General features: G+C 71.5%; 15 protein-coding genes. 5 read left to right on the top strand and 10 right to left on the bottom strand.

Translation table 11 applies throughout. The annotated features are described in order from the left end of the window. Positions 1-45 precede the first annotated feature (45 nt). The 4 genes from groL to EXE58_RS12175 all read right to left on the bottom strand — a co-directional run bounded on the left by groL (position 46) and on the right by EXE58_RS12175 (position 4,345). Positions 46-1,665, bottom strand: a complete 1,620-nt coding sequence (groL, locus tag EXE58_RS12190; protein WP_135268141.1) for a chaperonin GroEL — start codon at positions 1,663-1,665, stop codon at positions 46-48. An 88-nt stretch (positions 1,666-1,753) separates the two neighbouring features. Further along, entirely contained in the window at positions 1,754-2,047 is a 294-nt protein-coding gene (gene groES, locus EXE58_RS12185; protein WP_135268140.1) for a co-chaperone GroES, read from the bottom strand. A 189-nt stretch (positions 2,048-2,236) separates the two neighbouring features. Beyond that, positions 2,237-3,319: a DNA polymerase domain-containing protein gene (locus EXE58_RS12180; RefSeq protein ID WP_135268139.1), complete on the bottom strand. Its 1,083-nt coding sequence runs from the start codon at positions 3,317-3,319 to the stop codon at positions 2,237-2,239. 9 nt (positions 3,320-3,328) lie between these two features. Next, positions 3,329-4,345: an NADP-dependent oxidoreductase gene (locus EXE58_RS12175; protein ID WP_135268138.1), complete on the bottom strand. Its 1,017-nt coding sequence runs from the start codon at positions 4,343-4,345 to the stop codon at positions 3,329-3,331. A 36-nt stretch (positions 4,346-4,381) separates the two neighbouring features. Between EXE58_RS12175 and msrB the strand changes: the two genes are divergently transcribed. Further along, complete coding sequence (gene msrB, locus EXE58_RS12170) at positions 4,382-4,783, top strand: peptide-methionine (R)-S-oxide reductase MsrB (protein ID WP_135268137.1); 402 nt, start codon at positions 4,382-4,384, stop codon at positions 4,781-4,783. Here msrB and EXE58_RS12165 read toward each other — a convergent pair. From EXE58_RS12165 to EXE58_RS12155, 3 genes are read right to left on the bottom strand one after another with little or no spacing between them, the layout of a single operon-like run. Next, positions 4,752-5,594, bottom strand: a complete 843-nt coding sequence (locus tag EXE58_RS12165; protein WP_135268136.1) for a hypothetical protein — start codon at positions 5,592-5,594, stop codon at positions 4,752-4,754. The two genes, msrB and EXE58_RS12165, sit on opposite strands and share 32 nt — an antisense overlap. A 49-nt stretch (positions 5,595-5,643) precedes the next feature. Next, positions 5,644-6,375: a hydrogen peroxide-dependent heme synthase gene (hemQ, locus tag EXE58_RS12160; RefSeq protein WP_135268135.1), complete on the bottom strand. Its 732-nt coding sequence runs from the start codon at positions 6,373-6,375 to the stop codon at positions 5,644-5,646. Positions 6,376-6,379: 4 nt separating this feature from the next. Next, positions 6,380-7,714, bottom strand: a complete 1,335-nt coding sequence (locus tag EXE58_RS12155; RefSeq protein ID WP_135268134.1) for an FAD-dependent oxidoreductase — start codon at positions 7,712-7,714, stop codon at positions 6,380-6,382. A 70-nt stretch (positions 7,715-7,784) separates the two neighbouring features. Here EXE58_RS12155 and EXE58_RS12150 point away from each other — a divergent pair, with 70 nt between their 5' ends. Beyond that, on the top strand, positions 7,785-8,741 hold the full coding sequence (locus EXE58_RS12150; RefSeq protein ID WP_135268133.1) for a DUF4349 domain-containing protein: 957 nt from the start codon (positions 7,785-7,787) through the stop codon (positions 8,739-8,741). Between the two features lie 9 nt (positions 8,742-8,750). Beyond that, the gene (locus tag EXE58_RS12145) at positions 8,751-9,563 is read left to right on the top strand and encodes an NYN domain-containing protein (RefSeq protein WP_135268132.1); all 813 of its coding nucleotides are present in this window, start codon (positions 8,751-8,753) and stop codon (positions 9,561-9,563) included. 10 nt (positions 9,564-9,573) lie between these two features. Here EXE58_RS12145 and hemE read toward each other — a convergent pair whose 3' ends face one another. Then, the gene (gene hemE / locus EXE58_RS12140) at positions 9,574-10,626 is read right to left on the bottom strand and encodes a uroporphyrinogen decarboxylase (RefSeq protein WP_244242197.1); all 1,053 of its coding nucleotides are present in this window, start codon (positions 10,624-10,626) and stop codon (positions 9,574-9,576) included. Positions 10,627-10,698: 72 nt separating this feature from the next. On the opposite strand from hemE, the gene EXE58_RS12135 reads away from it, so the two are divergent. Continuing rightward, positions 10,699-11,319, top strand: a complete 621-nt coding sequence (locus EXE58_RS12135) for a DUF3000 domain-containing protein (RefSeq protein WP_135268130.1) — start codon at positions 10,699-10,701, stop codon at positions 11,317-11,319. Positions 11,320-11,321: 2 nt separating this feature from the next. Beyond that, positions 11,322-12,659 (top strand): ribonuclease D, encoded by a 1,338-nt coding sequence (locus EXE58_RS12130; protein WP_135268129.1) that lies wholly within the window; start codon positions 11,322-11,324, stop codon positions 12,657-12,659. Here EXE58_RS12130 and EXE58_RS12125 read toward each other — a convergent pair. Continuing rightward, positions 12,645-14,018, bottom strand: coding sequence for an extracellular solute-binding protein (locus EXE58_RS12125; protein WP_167288857.1), 1,374 nt, complete (start codon positions 14,016-14,018; stop codon positions 12,645-12,647). The genes EXE58_RS12130 and EXE58_RS12125 overlap by 15 nt on opposite strands. 10 nt (positions 14,019-14,028) lie before the next feature. Next, positions 14,029-14,418 carry a type II toxin-antitoxin system PemK/MazF family toxin gene (locus tag EXE58_RS12120; RefSeq protein WP_135268127.1) on the bottom strand — a complete coding sequence of 130 codons (390 nt, stop codon included), beginning with the start codon at positions 14,416-14,418 and terminating at the stop codon, positions 14,029-14,031. Positions 14,419-14,540: the final 122 nt, after the last annotated feature.

Below are 14,540 nucleotides of genomic sequence, written 5' to 3'. Positions count from 1 at the left end.
GCTGGCGCCGACTCGGCGAGGTGTTAGCGCCGACTCGGGGGTGGATCAGTGGCCGTGGCCGTGCCCGTGACCTGCGGCCTCGGGCTCCTCGTCCTCGGGCTTCTCGACCACGAGCGTCTCGGTGGTGAGCAGCATCGCGGCGATGGAGGTGGCGTTGACCAGCGCGGAGCGGGTGACCTTGACGGGGTCCAGGACGCCCTGGGCGACCAGGTCGCCGTACTCCTCGGTGGCGGCGTTGTAGCCGTTGCCGACACCCATCTCGCGCACCTTGGTGGTCACGACGTAGCCGTTGACCCCGCCGTTCTCGGCGATCCAGCGCAGCGGCTCGTCGGCCGCCTTGCGGACCACGCGCACGCCGACAGCCTCGTCGCCGGTGAGGCCGAGGTCGTCGTCGAGCACGGAGACCGCGTGGATGAGGGCGGAGCCGCCGCCGGCGACGATGCCCTCCTCGATCGCGGCACGCGTCGCGGAGACGGCGTCCTCGATGCGGTGCTTCTTCTCCTTCAGCTCCACCTCGGTGGCGGCGCCGACCTTGATCACGCACACGCCGCCCGCGAGCTTGGCGAGGCGCTCCTGGAGCTTCTCGCGGTCCCAGTCGGAGTCGGTGTTCTCGATCTCGGCCTTGATCTGGTTGACGCGACCCTCGACGGCGTCCTTCTCACCGGCACCGTCGACGATGGTCGTGGTGTCCTTGGTGATGACGACGCGGCGAGCCTGGCCGAGCACCTCGAGCCCGACCTGGTCGAGCTTGAGGCCGACCTCGGGGGCCACGACCTGACCACCGGTCAGGGTCGCGATGTCCTGCATCATCGCCTTGCGGCGGTCGCCGAACGCCGGGGCCTTGACGGCCACGGCCTGGAAGGTGCCGCGGATCTTGTTGACCACCAGCGTGGAGAGCGCCTCGCCCTCGACGTCCTCGGCGAGGATGAAGAGCGGCTTGCCGGCGGCGATGACCTTCTCCAGCAGCGGGAGGAGCTCCTGGATCGAGGAGATCTTGCCCTGGTGGAAGAGGATGTAGGGGTCGTCGAGGACGGCCTCCATCGACTCCGGGTCGGTCACGAAGTAGGCCGAGATGTAGCCCTTGTCGAACTGCATCCCCTCGGTGAACTCGAGCTCGGTGCCCAGGGTGTTGGACTCCTCGACCGTGATCACGCCGTCCTTGCCGACCTTGTCGAAGGCCTCGGCGAGCAGGTCGCCGATGTGGCTGTCGCGGCTGGAGATGGTGGCGACCGATGCCATGTCCTCGCGGGACTCGACCTCGCGTGCGGCCTCGCGCAGGGCGTCGCTGACCGCCTCGGCGGCGGCGTCCATGCCGCGCTTGAGACCCATCGGGTTGGCACCGGCGGCGACGGCGCGCAGGCCCTCGTGCACCATCGCCTGGGCGAGCACCGTTGCGGTGGTCGTGCCGTCACCGGCGATGTCGTTGGTCTTGGTCGCGACCTCCTTGGTGAGCTGGGCACCAAGGTTCTCGAACGGGTCGTCGAGCTCGATCTCACGCGCGACGGTGACGCCGTCGTTGGTGATCGTGGGGGCGCCCCACTTCTTGTCGAGGACGACGTAGCGGCCCTTGGGGCCGAGCGTGACCTTGACGGCGTTGGCGAGGGCGTCGACGCCGCGCTCGAGCGCGCGGCGGGCGTTCTCGTCGAACTCCAGGATCTTGGGCATCAACTGCTCCTAGTGAAAGAGGTTCGCCCGGACGTCATACGTCGTCGGACCGATGGGTCGACGCGCGTATGACGCCCGGGCGAGGGAATCAGGAAACGACTGCCAGCACGTCGCGCGCGCTGAGGATCAGGTACTCGTCACCGGCGTACTTGACCTCGGTGCCGCCGTACTTGCTGTAGATGACCTTGTCACCCACGGCGACGTCGATCGGGACGCGGTTGCCGTTGTCGTCGACACGACCGGGGCCGACAGCCAGGACCTCGCCCTCCTGGGGCTTCTCCTTGGCGGTGTCGGGGATGACCAGGCCGGAGGCCGTGGTCTGCTCGGCGTCGAGCGGCTGGACGACGATGCGGTCCTCGAGGGGCTTGATGTTGACCGACACTTCGGATCAACCTCCACTTTCTCTCACGAGACGAACACGTTGTTGGCTTGCGGAGCGGAAGAGCGCCGTCGCGGGGGTCGCACGTCATCTCGCAAGCGTTGGCACACTCGGGTCGAGAGTGCCAACACAGAACTTAGCACTCACCCTCATCGAGTGCCAGACGCGCCTGGTCCGGAGGTGTACGACGACTCAGTCGTCGATGCGATTGCCGTCCTCGTCCCAGTGGGCCGCGACCTTCTTCGAGGGCTGCACGCGTGGCGGCTCGCCCGGCATCTTGGGATGGTCGGGCGGGTAGTTGAGCTCGACGGGGTGCTCCTCCCACAGGTCCAGCAGGGGCTGGAGCGAGTGGTGCACGTCGTCGATCTCGGCCCATGCATCGCCGTTGACCGTCAGCTCGCTGGGGGCGCTGAAGAGGTTGAAGTCGCGCGGGTCGGTCACCTCGGCCAGGTCCGACCACGACAGCGGCATCGACACCGGCGCTCCGGGGAGGGGTCGCAGGGACCAGGCCGAGGCGATGGTGCGGTCGCGGGTGTTCTGGTTGAAGTCGACGAAGACCCGCTCCCCCCGCTCCTCCTTCCACCAGGCCGTCGTCACGCCGCCGTCACGCTTCTCCAGCTCGCGGCCGAACGCGATGGCCGCATGGCGCACGTCGGCGAACTCCCACCGCGGCTCGATCCGGACGTAGACGTGGATGCCGCGGTTGCCGCTCGTCTTGGCGAAGCCGCGCATGCCGAGGTCGTCGAGCAGCTCGCGCGCCACGTCCGCGACCCGGCGCACGTCGGCGAACGTCGTGCCGGGCTGGGGGTCGAGGTCGATGCGCAGCTCGTCGGGCCGGTCCACGTCAGCGCGACGGACCGGCCAGGGGTGGAAGGTGAGGGTGCCCATGTGGGCGCACCACACGGGCACGGCGATCTCGGTCGGGCAGATCTCGTCGGCGGTCCTGCCGCTCGGGAAGGTGATGCGCGCGGTCTCCACGTAGTCGGGAGCCCCCTTGGGGACGCGCTTCTGGTAGAACGCATCGGCGTCCTTGTCCTGCGGTCCGGTGGCCAGCTTCATGCCCGGCCGCACGCCCGAGGTCCAGCGCTCGAGTGCCGTCGGCCGTTCGCGGAGGGCGCGCATGAGGCCGTCCTCCACCGAGGTGAAGTACTCGGCCACCATCAGCTTGGTGACCTCGGGCGTGGTCTCGGTCGCCTCGTAGATCACGCGCTCCGGTGAGGAGATGCGGACCTCGCGCTCCCCCGCCTGGACGTACGCCTCCGAAGCCTTCGCCATGTGCCGACCCTAGTGGGAGACCCGCACCACGAGCTTGCCGAAGTTCTCGCCGCGCAGCATCCCTGTGAACGCGGCGGGCGCGTTCTCCAGCCCGTCGACGACGTCCTCGCGGTAGCGCACCTGCCCGCTCCGGACCCACTCCCCCATGTCGCGCACGAAGTCGCGGCCGTGGCTGCGGGTGAACTCGTCCTGGATGAACCCGCGCACCGTCAGGCTCTGGGTGAGCACCTGGCCGAGGAAGCCCGGGAGCTGGTCGGGGCCCTCGGGCTGGGAGGTGAGGTTGTAGTTGGCGACCAGGCCGCACACCGGGATGCGGGCGTAGGTGTTGAGCCGGCGGCGTACGGCGTCGAACACCTTGCCGCCGACGTTCTCGAAGTAGACGTCCACGCCGTCGGGGGTGGCGGCCTTGAGCTGCTCCTTGAAGTCAGGCGCCCGGTGGTCGAGGGCGGCGTCGAAGCCGAACTCCTCGGTGAGGGCCCTGACCTTCTCGGGCCCGCCCGCGATGCCCACCGCACGCGCACCCTTGATCCGGGCGATCTGGCCCACCGCGCTGCCGACCGGGCCGGTGGCCGCGGCGACGACGACGGTCTCGCCCTCCTTCGGTCGCCCGATCTCGAGCAGTCCGGCGTAGGCGGTGAAGCCGGGCATGCCGAGCACGCCGAGGGCCGTCGTGACCGGGGCGACCGACGGGTCGAGCTTGCGCACGTGCCGCCCGTCGACGACCGCTGCCGTCTGCCAGCCGGAGTACGACAGCACGAAGTCACCCGGGGCCAGGCCCTCGAAGCGCGACTCCACCACCTCGCCGACGGTGCCGCCGACCATCACGTCGCCGATCTCGACCGGGGTGGCGTACGACCTTGCGGTGCTCAGGCGGCCGCGCATGTAGGGGTCGAGCGAGAGGTAGCGGATCGCGAGGGCGACCTGACCGTCCTCCAGCTCGGGAAGGGTCTCCGTCGCGGTGGTGAAGGTGCTGTCGTCGGGCTCGCCGACCGGTCGTTCGGCCAGGCGGATCTGGGTGGTCTCCATGCAACCACCCTCCCACCGCCGGGTTACCGTTGCGCCATGGCCTACGAGGTGGAGAAGACCGACGAGCAGTGGCGCGCCGAGCTGAGCCCGGAGGAGTACGCCGTGCTCCGCGAGGCGGGGACCGAGCGACCGTTCGTGAACGAGTACGTCGACACCGAGACCGAGGGCACCTACGAGTGCCGCGCCTGCGGCTCCGAGCTGTTCACCAGCGACACGAAGTTCCACTCCGGCTGCGGCTGGCCCAGCTTCTACCAGCCGGTGACCGACACGGTGGAGTACGTCGAGGACAACTCAGCAGGGATGAAGCGGGTCGAGGTGCGCTGCGCGAAGTGCGGCTCGCACCTGGGCCACGTCTTCCCCGACGGTTTCGGCACCCCCACCGGCGACCGCTACTGCATGAACTCGCTCAGCCTTCGGCTGACACCAAAGCAGAGCTGACCTCGACGAGCCCCTCGCCGTACTCCTCGTCGACCTGCTCCTGGATCGACCCGTCGTCGTGGACGACGGTGACGCCGATGTGGTCGGGCCGGGTCGAGCCCGAGGACAGCAGCCCCGGCAGCTCGTTGAGCTCCTGCTGGATCGCCTCGAGCTCGCGCTGGGTGTGCTCGGCGGTGGAGACGCAGAGCAGGCCGCCCCACGTCTCGCGCAGCTTCGCCTCGGCACGGGCGGGGTCCTCGGTGACGGCGACGTTGATGAGGTCTTCGTCGAGCCAGACCATGGCCACGTCGGGCAGCGCGGCCGCAGCGTTCAGGGTGGCGTCCATCGCCTCCGGGGTCGCCCGGCTCGCGTCGATCGCGTCGCCGACCTCCTCGCACGGTGTCCCGAGCGGCTCCTCCGGCTCCTGGGCCATCGGGTCGTAGAGCGCGGCCGGGACCGCCTCGGTCACGGTGAACGTCTCGCCGTCGTAGCTCCCGGTCACCGCGAAGCTCCCCCACCGCACGCCTGCGGCCTCCTCGTGCTCGGGGTGCTCGGCCCAGTCCCAGCCAGCCATCGGCAGTCCGGAGCACTGCGGGGGCAGCGACTCCGCGACCCCTCCCAGGCACAGCTCGGCACCGTCGCCGTCGTCGAGCACCGTCGCCAGGTCGGCGGTGCGTACGGCGTCGGCCTCGGCCGGCTCGGCAGGCTCGGTGGAGGCCGCGCCGGTGCTGTGCGCGGCCGGGTCCTCCGCGCGCATCTGCGCCTCGGTGGAGCAGGCAGCCAGGGCAGAGCCGCTCAGGACCAGGGCAAGTGCGGTGATCGTCGTCCTCATGATGGTCCGACGTTAGCGGCAGCTCGGCGGTTCCCTCTCGATGCTCCGCTCAGGGCAGGCGGCCGAGGAGGTCGGTCGGCGAGGTGCGGGCACCGGTGTAGAACGGCACCTCCTCGCGCACGTGCCGGCGCGCGTCCGAGGCACGCAGGTCGCGCATGAGGTCGACGATGCGGTGGAGCTCGTCGGCCTCGAAGGCCAGCATCCACTCGTAGTCGCCGAGCGCGAAGGACGCCACGGTGTTGGCTCGCACGTCGGCGTAGCCACGCGCCTGCTGCCCGTGCTGGGCCAGCATCCGGCGGCGCTCCTCGTCCTCGAGGAGGTACCACTCGTAGGAGCGCACGAACGGGTAGACACAGATGTGGGCGCGGGGCTCCTCGTCGGCGAGGAAGGCCGGGATGTGCGACTTGTTGAACTCGGCGGGGCGGTGCAGCGCCATCTGGGACCACACCGGCTCGAGCCGCTGCCCGAACGACGTGCGCCGGAAGGCGTTGTAGGCCAGCTGGAGCTGCTCGGAGTCCTCGGCGTGCCACCAGACCATCAGGTCGGCGTCGGCGCGCAGGCCCGAGACGTCGTAGAGGCCCCGCACCGTGACGTCCTCCTCGGCCAGGCTCTCGAACAGCGCGTCGACGTCAGCCGCCTCGGCCGCGCGGTCGGCGTCAGGGCCGAGGACGTCGCGGAGCTTGAAGACCGACCACATCGTGTAGCGGATGGTGTCGTTGAGCTCGCGGGTGCGGCTGGCGTTGGTCTGGCCAGGGTGCTGCTGGGGGGACTCCTCGGTCATGGGTTCATTGTGCCTGCGTGAGCGAGGCCACAGCCTGCCGGGCCGATGCGATCACCGCCGGGATGCCGACACCGTCGTACGACGCCCCGCACACCACGAGCCCGTCGGGCAGCGCCGCCCGGATCCGGGCGACGCGGTCGAGGTGGCCGACGGGGTACTGCGGCAGCCCGCCACCCCAGCGCTGCACGTGGCTGTCCACGGGCGCGGCGGTGATGCCCGCCATCCGGGCGAGGTCCGCGAGCGAGGCCAGCACCAGGCCGTCGTCGGGAACCTGCAGCTCGACCGCGTGGCCGTGGCGGCCCAGGGAGGTTCGCAGCACGACGACGTCGGGATCGAGCTCACGCACCCAGGCCCACTTGGCGAAGGAGAACGTGGCGGCCTTGATCGCGCGTGCCGCGTCACCGCTGCTCTCCACCGGCGGCACCAGGAAGCCCGAGACGTCGAAGAGGTGGTCAGGGACGTCGGCGGCGCGGAAGGCCAGGCTCACCACGGCCACGCTGGAGGAGTCGATGGCGGCCAGCTCGGAGGAGGCTTCGGGGGCGACGTCCTCGAGCAGGCGAGCGGTCGTGGCGGCAGGCGTCGCGAGCACGACCGCTGCTGCCTCGATGCCGCCGCTGAGGTGCCAGCCGGGCAGCGTGCTGCGGAGCTCTCTCACCATGTGGCAGTCGTCGACGTCGAAGCCACCCCCGTCGGCCAGGATGCCGGGCAGGCGGCCCATGCCTCCCGGGAACGACGCGAAGACGGGCGCCTCGGAGCGAGGGATGGCGGCGGCCTGCTCGAGCAGCGACCCCCGCCGCGCCATGGCGAGGAGCTGGGGGACGGCAGCCGCGGTCGAGATGTCGTGGGCGTGCCCGGCGTAGACACCACCGAGCAGCGGCTCGACGAGCCGGTCGACCAGCTCGTCACCGAGCCGCGCGGCGAGCAGGTCGCCGACGCTGATGTCGTCGGGCACCTCCGTGACGACCTCGTGGCGGGCCCGGGCCACGCCGGCCTCGGAGAGGACCTGGGCGCGGACGAGCTCGTCGACGTCGAGAGGCACCCCCATCAGCGAGCGCGGCAGCTGCCGCAGCGCACCGTAGGACCAGATGCGCGACGTGGCCGGCGTCGGGTGGACCACCGCGACGCCGAGCTCGCCGGCCAGGCCGACGCCCTCGGGGCGGCGGGCGAGCATCGCCTCCGCGCCCACGTCGACGGGCAGCCCGGCGACGGTGTCGGTGCACAGCTTGCCGCCCAGCCGGCCGGAGCCCTCGAGCAGCAGCACGTCCCGTCCGGCTTGCGCGAGGTCGCGCGCAGCCACGAGGCCTGCGACGCCGCCACCCACGACCACTACGTCATGCACGTCGCCACCCTGTCATGTCACGATCCGGCATCGACGGGAACGCGCCGCGGGCCGCTCCCGTCGCAGCCACATGAAGACCTCTCGACACGGGGCCCGCCGACTGACCGGCCTGGCCCTCGCCTCGATCTCCATGACGGTCGCCCTGGCCGCCTGCTCCGGGTCCGGCGGCGGGGACGCCGCTGAGCCGAGCCACGACTCGGCGGGCGTCGACGCCGACGTCCCAGTGTCCGAGAGGGAGGCGGGCCGCAGCCCGGCCGAGGCCGACGGGTCGCTACGAGACACCGCCTCGACGTCCGGGAGGGCCTCGGGCGGCTCAGCACCGGAGCCGCGCGCTCGCGCGGTCATCTCGAAGGGCACCGTCAGCCTCACCGCCGACGACGTGGGGACCGCGCGCCAGGACGTGCAACGCGTGGTCGACGCCCGCGACGGCGCCATCAGCGAGGAACAGACCGAGACCGACGAGGACGGCGAGCTGTCCTACACACGCCTGGTCGTCCGGGTCCCGGCCGAGTCCTTCGGGGCGACCATGACAGCCCTCGAGGGGGTCGCCACCTTCCGGACCTCCGACCGCGGCTCGGAGGACGTCACCACCGAGGTGATCGACAACGACGTGCGCGTGCGCGCCCAGCAGGCCAGCCTCACCCGGGTCGAGGCACTGCTCGCACGCGCCGACTCGCTCAAGGAGATCATCTGGATCGAGTCGCAGCTCACCCAGCGCCAGGCCGAGCTCGACTCGCTGAGGTCCCAGCAGGCCTGGCTCTCGGACCAGACGTCGCTGGCCACGATCACCGTCGACATCACCCGGGCTCCGGAGGAGGCCAAAGCGGCGGAGAAGGAGGACGACGGCTTCCTGGCCGGTCTGGCCGGCGGCTGGAAGGCGCTGTCGGCCACGGCCACCACCCTCGCCACGGTCGTCGGGGCGCTGCTTCCGTTCCTCGCAGTGGGATTGCTGGTCGGAGTGCCGGCGTGGCTCGTCGTACGACGCTCGCGTGCGCGCCGCCGTACCGTCGCCGTCGGCGAGCCCTAGAGTCGCAACGTGGAGCCAGACACCAGCAACGTCCGCATCGCCGTCCTGATCGACGCCGACAACACCTCGCCGAAGTACGCCGAGGCATTGCTCGACGAGCTCGCCAAGTACGGCACGCCGACCATCAAGCGGGCCTACGGTGACTGGACCTCGCCGCGGCTGAGCGGCTGGACCCGCGAGCTCAACCTCCGGGCCATCCGCGGCATGCACCAGAACGCATTCACCTCCGGCAAGAACTCCACCGACTCTGCCCTGATCATCGATGCGATGGACCTGCTCTACGCCGGCAACGTCGAGGCGTTCGCCCTCGTCACCAGCGACTCCGACTTCACCAGCCTGGCGCTGCGGCTGCGCGAGTCCGGAAAGGTGGTCTACGGGCTGGGCCGCAAGCGGACGCCGGTCTCCCTCCAGAACGCCTGCGACAAGTTCATCCCCCTGGAGGTGCTCGGCGAGGCCGACCCCGAGTCCGACGGGGACGCCGAGACGGACCCGGAGGCCGGGACCGATGCGGAGGCGGAGGTCGAGGTGCCGACCATCAACCTGCAGAGCGCGTTGAGCAAGGCCGTCAACGCCACCGCCGACGACGACGGCTGGGCGGGCCTCGGCGACGTGGGCAGCCACCTGAGCCGCACCCAGGCCGGCTTCGACCCACGCACCTTCGGCCACGCCAAGCTCAGCTCGCTGGTCGACGCCCAGCCCTACCTCGAGACCGAGGTCGACGGCTTCACGCGCAAGGTGCGGCTCAAGGGCCAGCAGGGCTCCACGAGGAAGGCCCCGGCCAAGAAGGCTCCCGCCAAGAAGTCAGCGGCCAAGAAGTCCTGACCTCCGGGACCTACCGCTGCCAGCCCTGGACGAACTCGGTCAGCCGCGCGAGCTGGTCGGGGTCGGTGGAGGGGATGACGCCGTGGCCCAGGTTGAAGATGTGCCCTCGGGCGGAGCGACCGGCCTCGAGGATCGCCTCGGCGCGCGACAGCATCACCTCGGTGGGCGCGAAGACGAGCGTCGGGTCGAGGTTGCCCTGGACGGCGCGGTCACCTACGAGGGGGATCGCCGCCTCCAGCGGGGTGCGCCAGTCGACGCCGACGACGTCGGCACCGGCCTCGCCCATCAGGCCGAGCAGGTTGGACGTCCCGACGCCGAAGTGGATGCGCGGCACCCCGAGCTCGCCTGCCGCCGCGAGGACACGGGCGGAGTGGGGCATCACCGAGGCGCGGTAGTCCTCGGGCGTCAGGGCGCCGGCCCACGAGTCGAACAGCTGGACCGCCGAGGCGCCGGCGGCCACCTGGACGGAGAGGTAGGCGGCGGCGATGCCGCCGATCTTGTGCATCAGCGCGTCCCAGACGTCAGGGGCCCCGAACATCATGGCCTTGGTCTTGGCGTGCTCCTTGGAGGGACCGCCCTCGACGAGGTAGGACGCCACGGTGAACGGCGCGCCGGCGAAGCCGATGAGCGGCGTCGCCCCGAGCTCGGAGACCAGGGACCTGACCGCCTCGGTGATGAACGGCACGTGGTCGGGAGTGAGGTCGGGGATGGCCTCGACGTCGGCCATCGTCCGCACCGGCGAGGCCACCACGGGACCGACGCCGGCCACGATGTCGAGGTCGACGCCCACCGCCTTGAGCGGCAGCACGATGTCGGAGAAGAAGATGGCCGCGTCGACGCCGTAGCGACGCACGGGCTGGAGGGTGATCTCCGTCGTCAGGGCGGGGTCCATGCAGGACTCCAGCATGCCGACGCCCTCGCGCACCCGGAGGTACTCGGGGAGCGAGCGCCCGGCCTGGCGCATGAACCAGACCGGCGTCCGGCTGGGCTCCTCGCCGCGCGCGGCGCGCAGGAAGGGGCTGTCGGACAGGCCTGGGTGCGGTGCGGCGACGGAACTGGTCACCGACGAATCTTCGCAGGTCAGGCGGCGTGGCGGCACATCGGTGAGCATTGCTGCTGGCCTACTGTGGACAGCATGGTGGCCCGTCACGAGACCCGTCCCGGCGCTGCCGCGGGCGCCGGCCCCGCGGAGTTCCGCGCGGCTGTCGAGACGATGCGCGCTGCGCCGGTGCGACCGGAGGTGCACTGCGAGGACATGCCTGCTCCCCAGCGCATCGCCCCGTGGGCCTCCGCGCTGAGCGCCGACGTCACCGTCGACGACGAGGACCTCGGCACCGGCCGGCTGATCCTGTTGCACGACCCGGCCGGCAACGACGCCTGGGGCGGCACCTTCCGCTGCGTCGTCTACGCCCGTGCCGACATCGATCCCGAGCTCGGCGCCGACCCGATGCTCGCCGCGGTCGGCTGGTCGTGGCTCACCGACGCCCTCGAGGCCCACGGTGCCGACTACGCCGCAGCGTCGGGCACCGTGACCTGCGTGACCACCGAGAACTTCGGCGGCATGGCCGAGGAGCCGCCCACCGGCCAGGTCGAGGTCCGCGCGTCGTGGACCCCCGGCGCCGACGACGAGGGCAACGTCGACATGACCGCGCACGTCGAGGCCTGGAGCGAGCTGCTGTGCACCGCAGTCGGCCTCCCGCCCGTCCCCGAGGGCGTCACCGCGATCCCCAGTCGGCGGGGACAGCGCGGCACCTGACCATGACGGACACCCCACTCGAGAACGACCTGCCGTCCCCCGACGACCCGGAGGGCCTCGAAGAGGTTCCTGCAGACACTCCGGCAGAGGACCCCCAGGCGCCCCTGCTGGTCCTGCGCGACGGTCTCCCGGCCGTGGTGGAGACCGACGCCGGGCTCGCCGAGGTGAGCGCGGCGATCGCGGCCGGCAGCGGCCCGGTGGCCATCGACGCAGAGCGCGCCTCGGGCTACCGCTACTCCAGCCGCGCCTACCTGATCCAGCTGCGGCGCGAGGGCTCCGGCACCTGGCTGGTCGACCCGATCCCGCTCTCCACGCTGGCCCCGCTCGCCGAGGCGCTCGAGGGCGTCGAGTGGATCCTCCACGCCGCCACCCAGGACCTCCCCTGCCTGCGCGAGGTGGGCCTGCGACCCTCCTCGCTCTTCGACACCGAGCTGGCCGGGCGCCTCCTCAACTATCCCCGGGTCGGCCTCGCCACGCTGGTCGAGACCGTCCTGGGCCAGCGCATGCGCAAGGAGCACTCCGCCGCGGACTGGTCGACCCGGCCGCTGCCCGAGTCGTGGCTCGAGTACGCCGCCCTCGACGTCGAGGTCCTCGTCGAGCTGCGCGACCACCTCGCCGACGAGCTGGAGTCGTCCGGCAAGGCCGAGTGGGCGACCCAGGAGTTCGCCCACCTGCTCGACTTCGAGCCGACGGTCAGGCAGGAGGCGTGGCGCCGTACCTCCGGCGTGCACCGGCTCCGCGGACGGCGCGCCCTGGGTGCGGCGCGCGCGCTGTGGGAGGCCCGTGACCGGGTGGCCGCCGAGCGCGACGTGACGCCCGGACGCATCCTGCCCGACTCGGCGATCGTCGCCGCCGCCACGGCGCTCCCCACCGACCGCCGGTCACTCCTGGCCACGCAGGGGTTCCACGGTCGTGGAGCCTCCCGCTACGCCGCCACCTGGGTCGATGCGCTCCAACGCGTGGCAGCCATGCCGGAGGACGAGCTGCCGGCTCGTGCCCCGCGTGGCGACGGACCGCCCCACCCCCGCACCTGGGCCGACCGCGACCCTGTCGCCGACCGCCGCTTCCGTGCCGCCCGCGAGTCGATGCTGAACATCGCCGAGGCCCACCAGGTGCCGGTCGAGAACCTCATCACTCCCGACTACGTACGGCGGCTGATGTGGGACCCGCCCTCGACCCGCGAGGCCGCCGACCTCGCCACCGCCGTGCGGGAGCGCCTCACCGCCTACGGCGCCCGGCCGTGGCAGCAGGAGCTGGTGGTCGGCGCGCTCACCGGCGCGATCCTGGCCGCTGACGAGGAGCCGACGGAGCAGACGCCGCAGGAGTCACTCGGAGGCTGACTCCGACGGCTCGGTGGGCTCCTCCTCGGGCGGGCTCAGCACCTCGCGCGACGCCTCGTCGATGGCCTCGGTGATCTGCTCGAGGTCGAGCGCCCCCGGTGCGGTGACCATGCGCCGCAGCAGGGGCTCCACCGCGTCCACGAGTGCCACCCGGTCGGCGACGAAGGGCGGCACGACCATGTGGCGGATGCTGTTGGTGAACACCTCGGCGTGCTCGGGCTGCTCGGCGGGCGCGAGGAAGGCGTCGGAGGACGCCACCTCGGTGTTGGCCGGGACGATGTAGCCCGTGGCTGCGACTGCCTCGACGGCCGCGTCGGAGACGGCGTAGGCGATGAAGTCGGCGGCGTCACCGGCGACCTGGGTCTCCGAGGAGATGCACAGGCCCGAGATGTCGCCGACGGTGGCGTTGTCGTCGAGGGCGGGCATCGAGATCACGTCGAAGGAGAGTCCCGGGGCGCGGCGCAGCTCGGGCACGAGGTTGCGGTAGCCGGCGATCATCGCCAGCCGACCGCGCTTGAAGAGCTCGAGCGGCGTCGCTCGTGCCAGCTGCTTGCGGTTCGGGGTCAGCGTCGGGTCTCGCAGCACGGCCAGGGTCTGGCTGAGCGCCTCGCGGGTGTCGTCGTCGCTGAAGGCGAGGGAGGTCGGCTCGTCGTCGTCGTCGAAGACCTTGCCGCCCCCGGAGTGGATGAACGGGGAGAGCCCCGCAAGGCTGGGGTCGATCCACACGCCGCGGACGTCGCCCCTGCGCGAGGCGAAACGCGCCGCGGCCTCGAACTGCTCCAGTGTCCACCGCTCGGCCTTCTCGGAGGGCACCTCCAGCTCGCGGCGCTCCATCTTCTCGAAGTCGACGAGCTCGTCGTTGTAGTAGACGACCATCGGCGAGACCGAGTAGGCCATGCACTGCAGCTCGTCCTCGAACGCGAAGGCGTCGACGGCGTCGCGCGAGAACCGGTCACCGAAGTCGACGCCGCGCTCGTCGAGGAGCAGGCTCACCGGACGCAGCACCTCGGCGTCGATCAGCTGCCCCAGGTCGATGCGGGAGGTGAGGAAGACGTCGGGCACGTTGCCGGCTAGGATGTCGTCGAGGGCCGACTCGTGGTCGGGCCAGGTCACCATCTTGACCTTGCGGGTGGTCGAGGAGGCGTTGAAGGACTCCACGACGCCCCTCATCGCGCCGATCTCCTCCTTCGAGCCGAACATGCCGAAGGTCACGGTGCGCGGCTGGGCCGGAGTGCTGGCCGAGGGCGAGGCGGACGACGTCGGGGGCGCGGGTCGCGGCTCGGCGTCGCCGGTGCACGCCGAAGCCAGGAGGGCCAACGACAACGCCCCCGCGCCCAGTGCCACACGTGTCAAGACCACAGCGGGAACCCTAACGGGCGTGCAATGCGGCTGCGGCGAGCACTGTCTCGAAGAGCTCCTCACCCAGCGCGGCACCCTCGCGTCGTACGGCATCGCGGTGCAGCACGATGCGCCGGTCCAGGCGCACCTCGCTCGCCCGACGCCGGGAGTCCCACGCGCCGGTGCCGATGTCCATCCAGAACCGGCCGTGGCTGGCCTCGTCGGCCGCGTCGCGGTCGTGGTCCTTGCTCGTGAGCATCAGCCCCACGTAGGTCTCGGAGCCGTCGTCGGCGGGCACGGCCTCGAGGACCAGGACCGGCCTGTCCTTCCCCTGCGCGGGGTCGTCCTCGTAGGGCACCCACGCCCACACGATCTCGCCGGGGTCGGGCTCGCCGTCGATGTCGGGGCGGTAGTCGCTCACGCGCTCAACGTAGCGACCGCGCGGGCCCCGAGGAGCCGGGTGGGTGCGCCGGGCCGGGAGCGCCTCACGGCGCGTGGCCGCTCGTAGCGGCTAATTTTGGGACCCGGGGCTGCCACGACCCG

This window comes from Nocardioides seonyuensis, from assembly GCF_004683965.1.
GTDB lineage: Bacteria > Actinomycetota > Actinomycetes > Propionibacteriales > Nocardioidaceae > Nocardioides > Nocardioides seonyuensis.
This window is presented reverse-complemented; position numbering and strand designations above follow the sequence as displayed.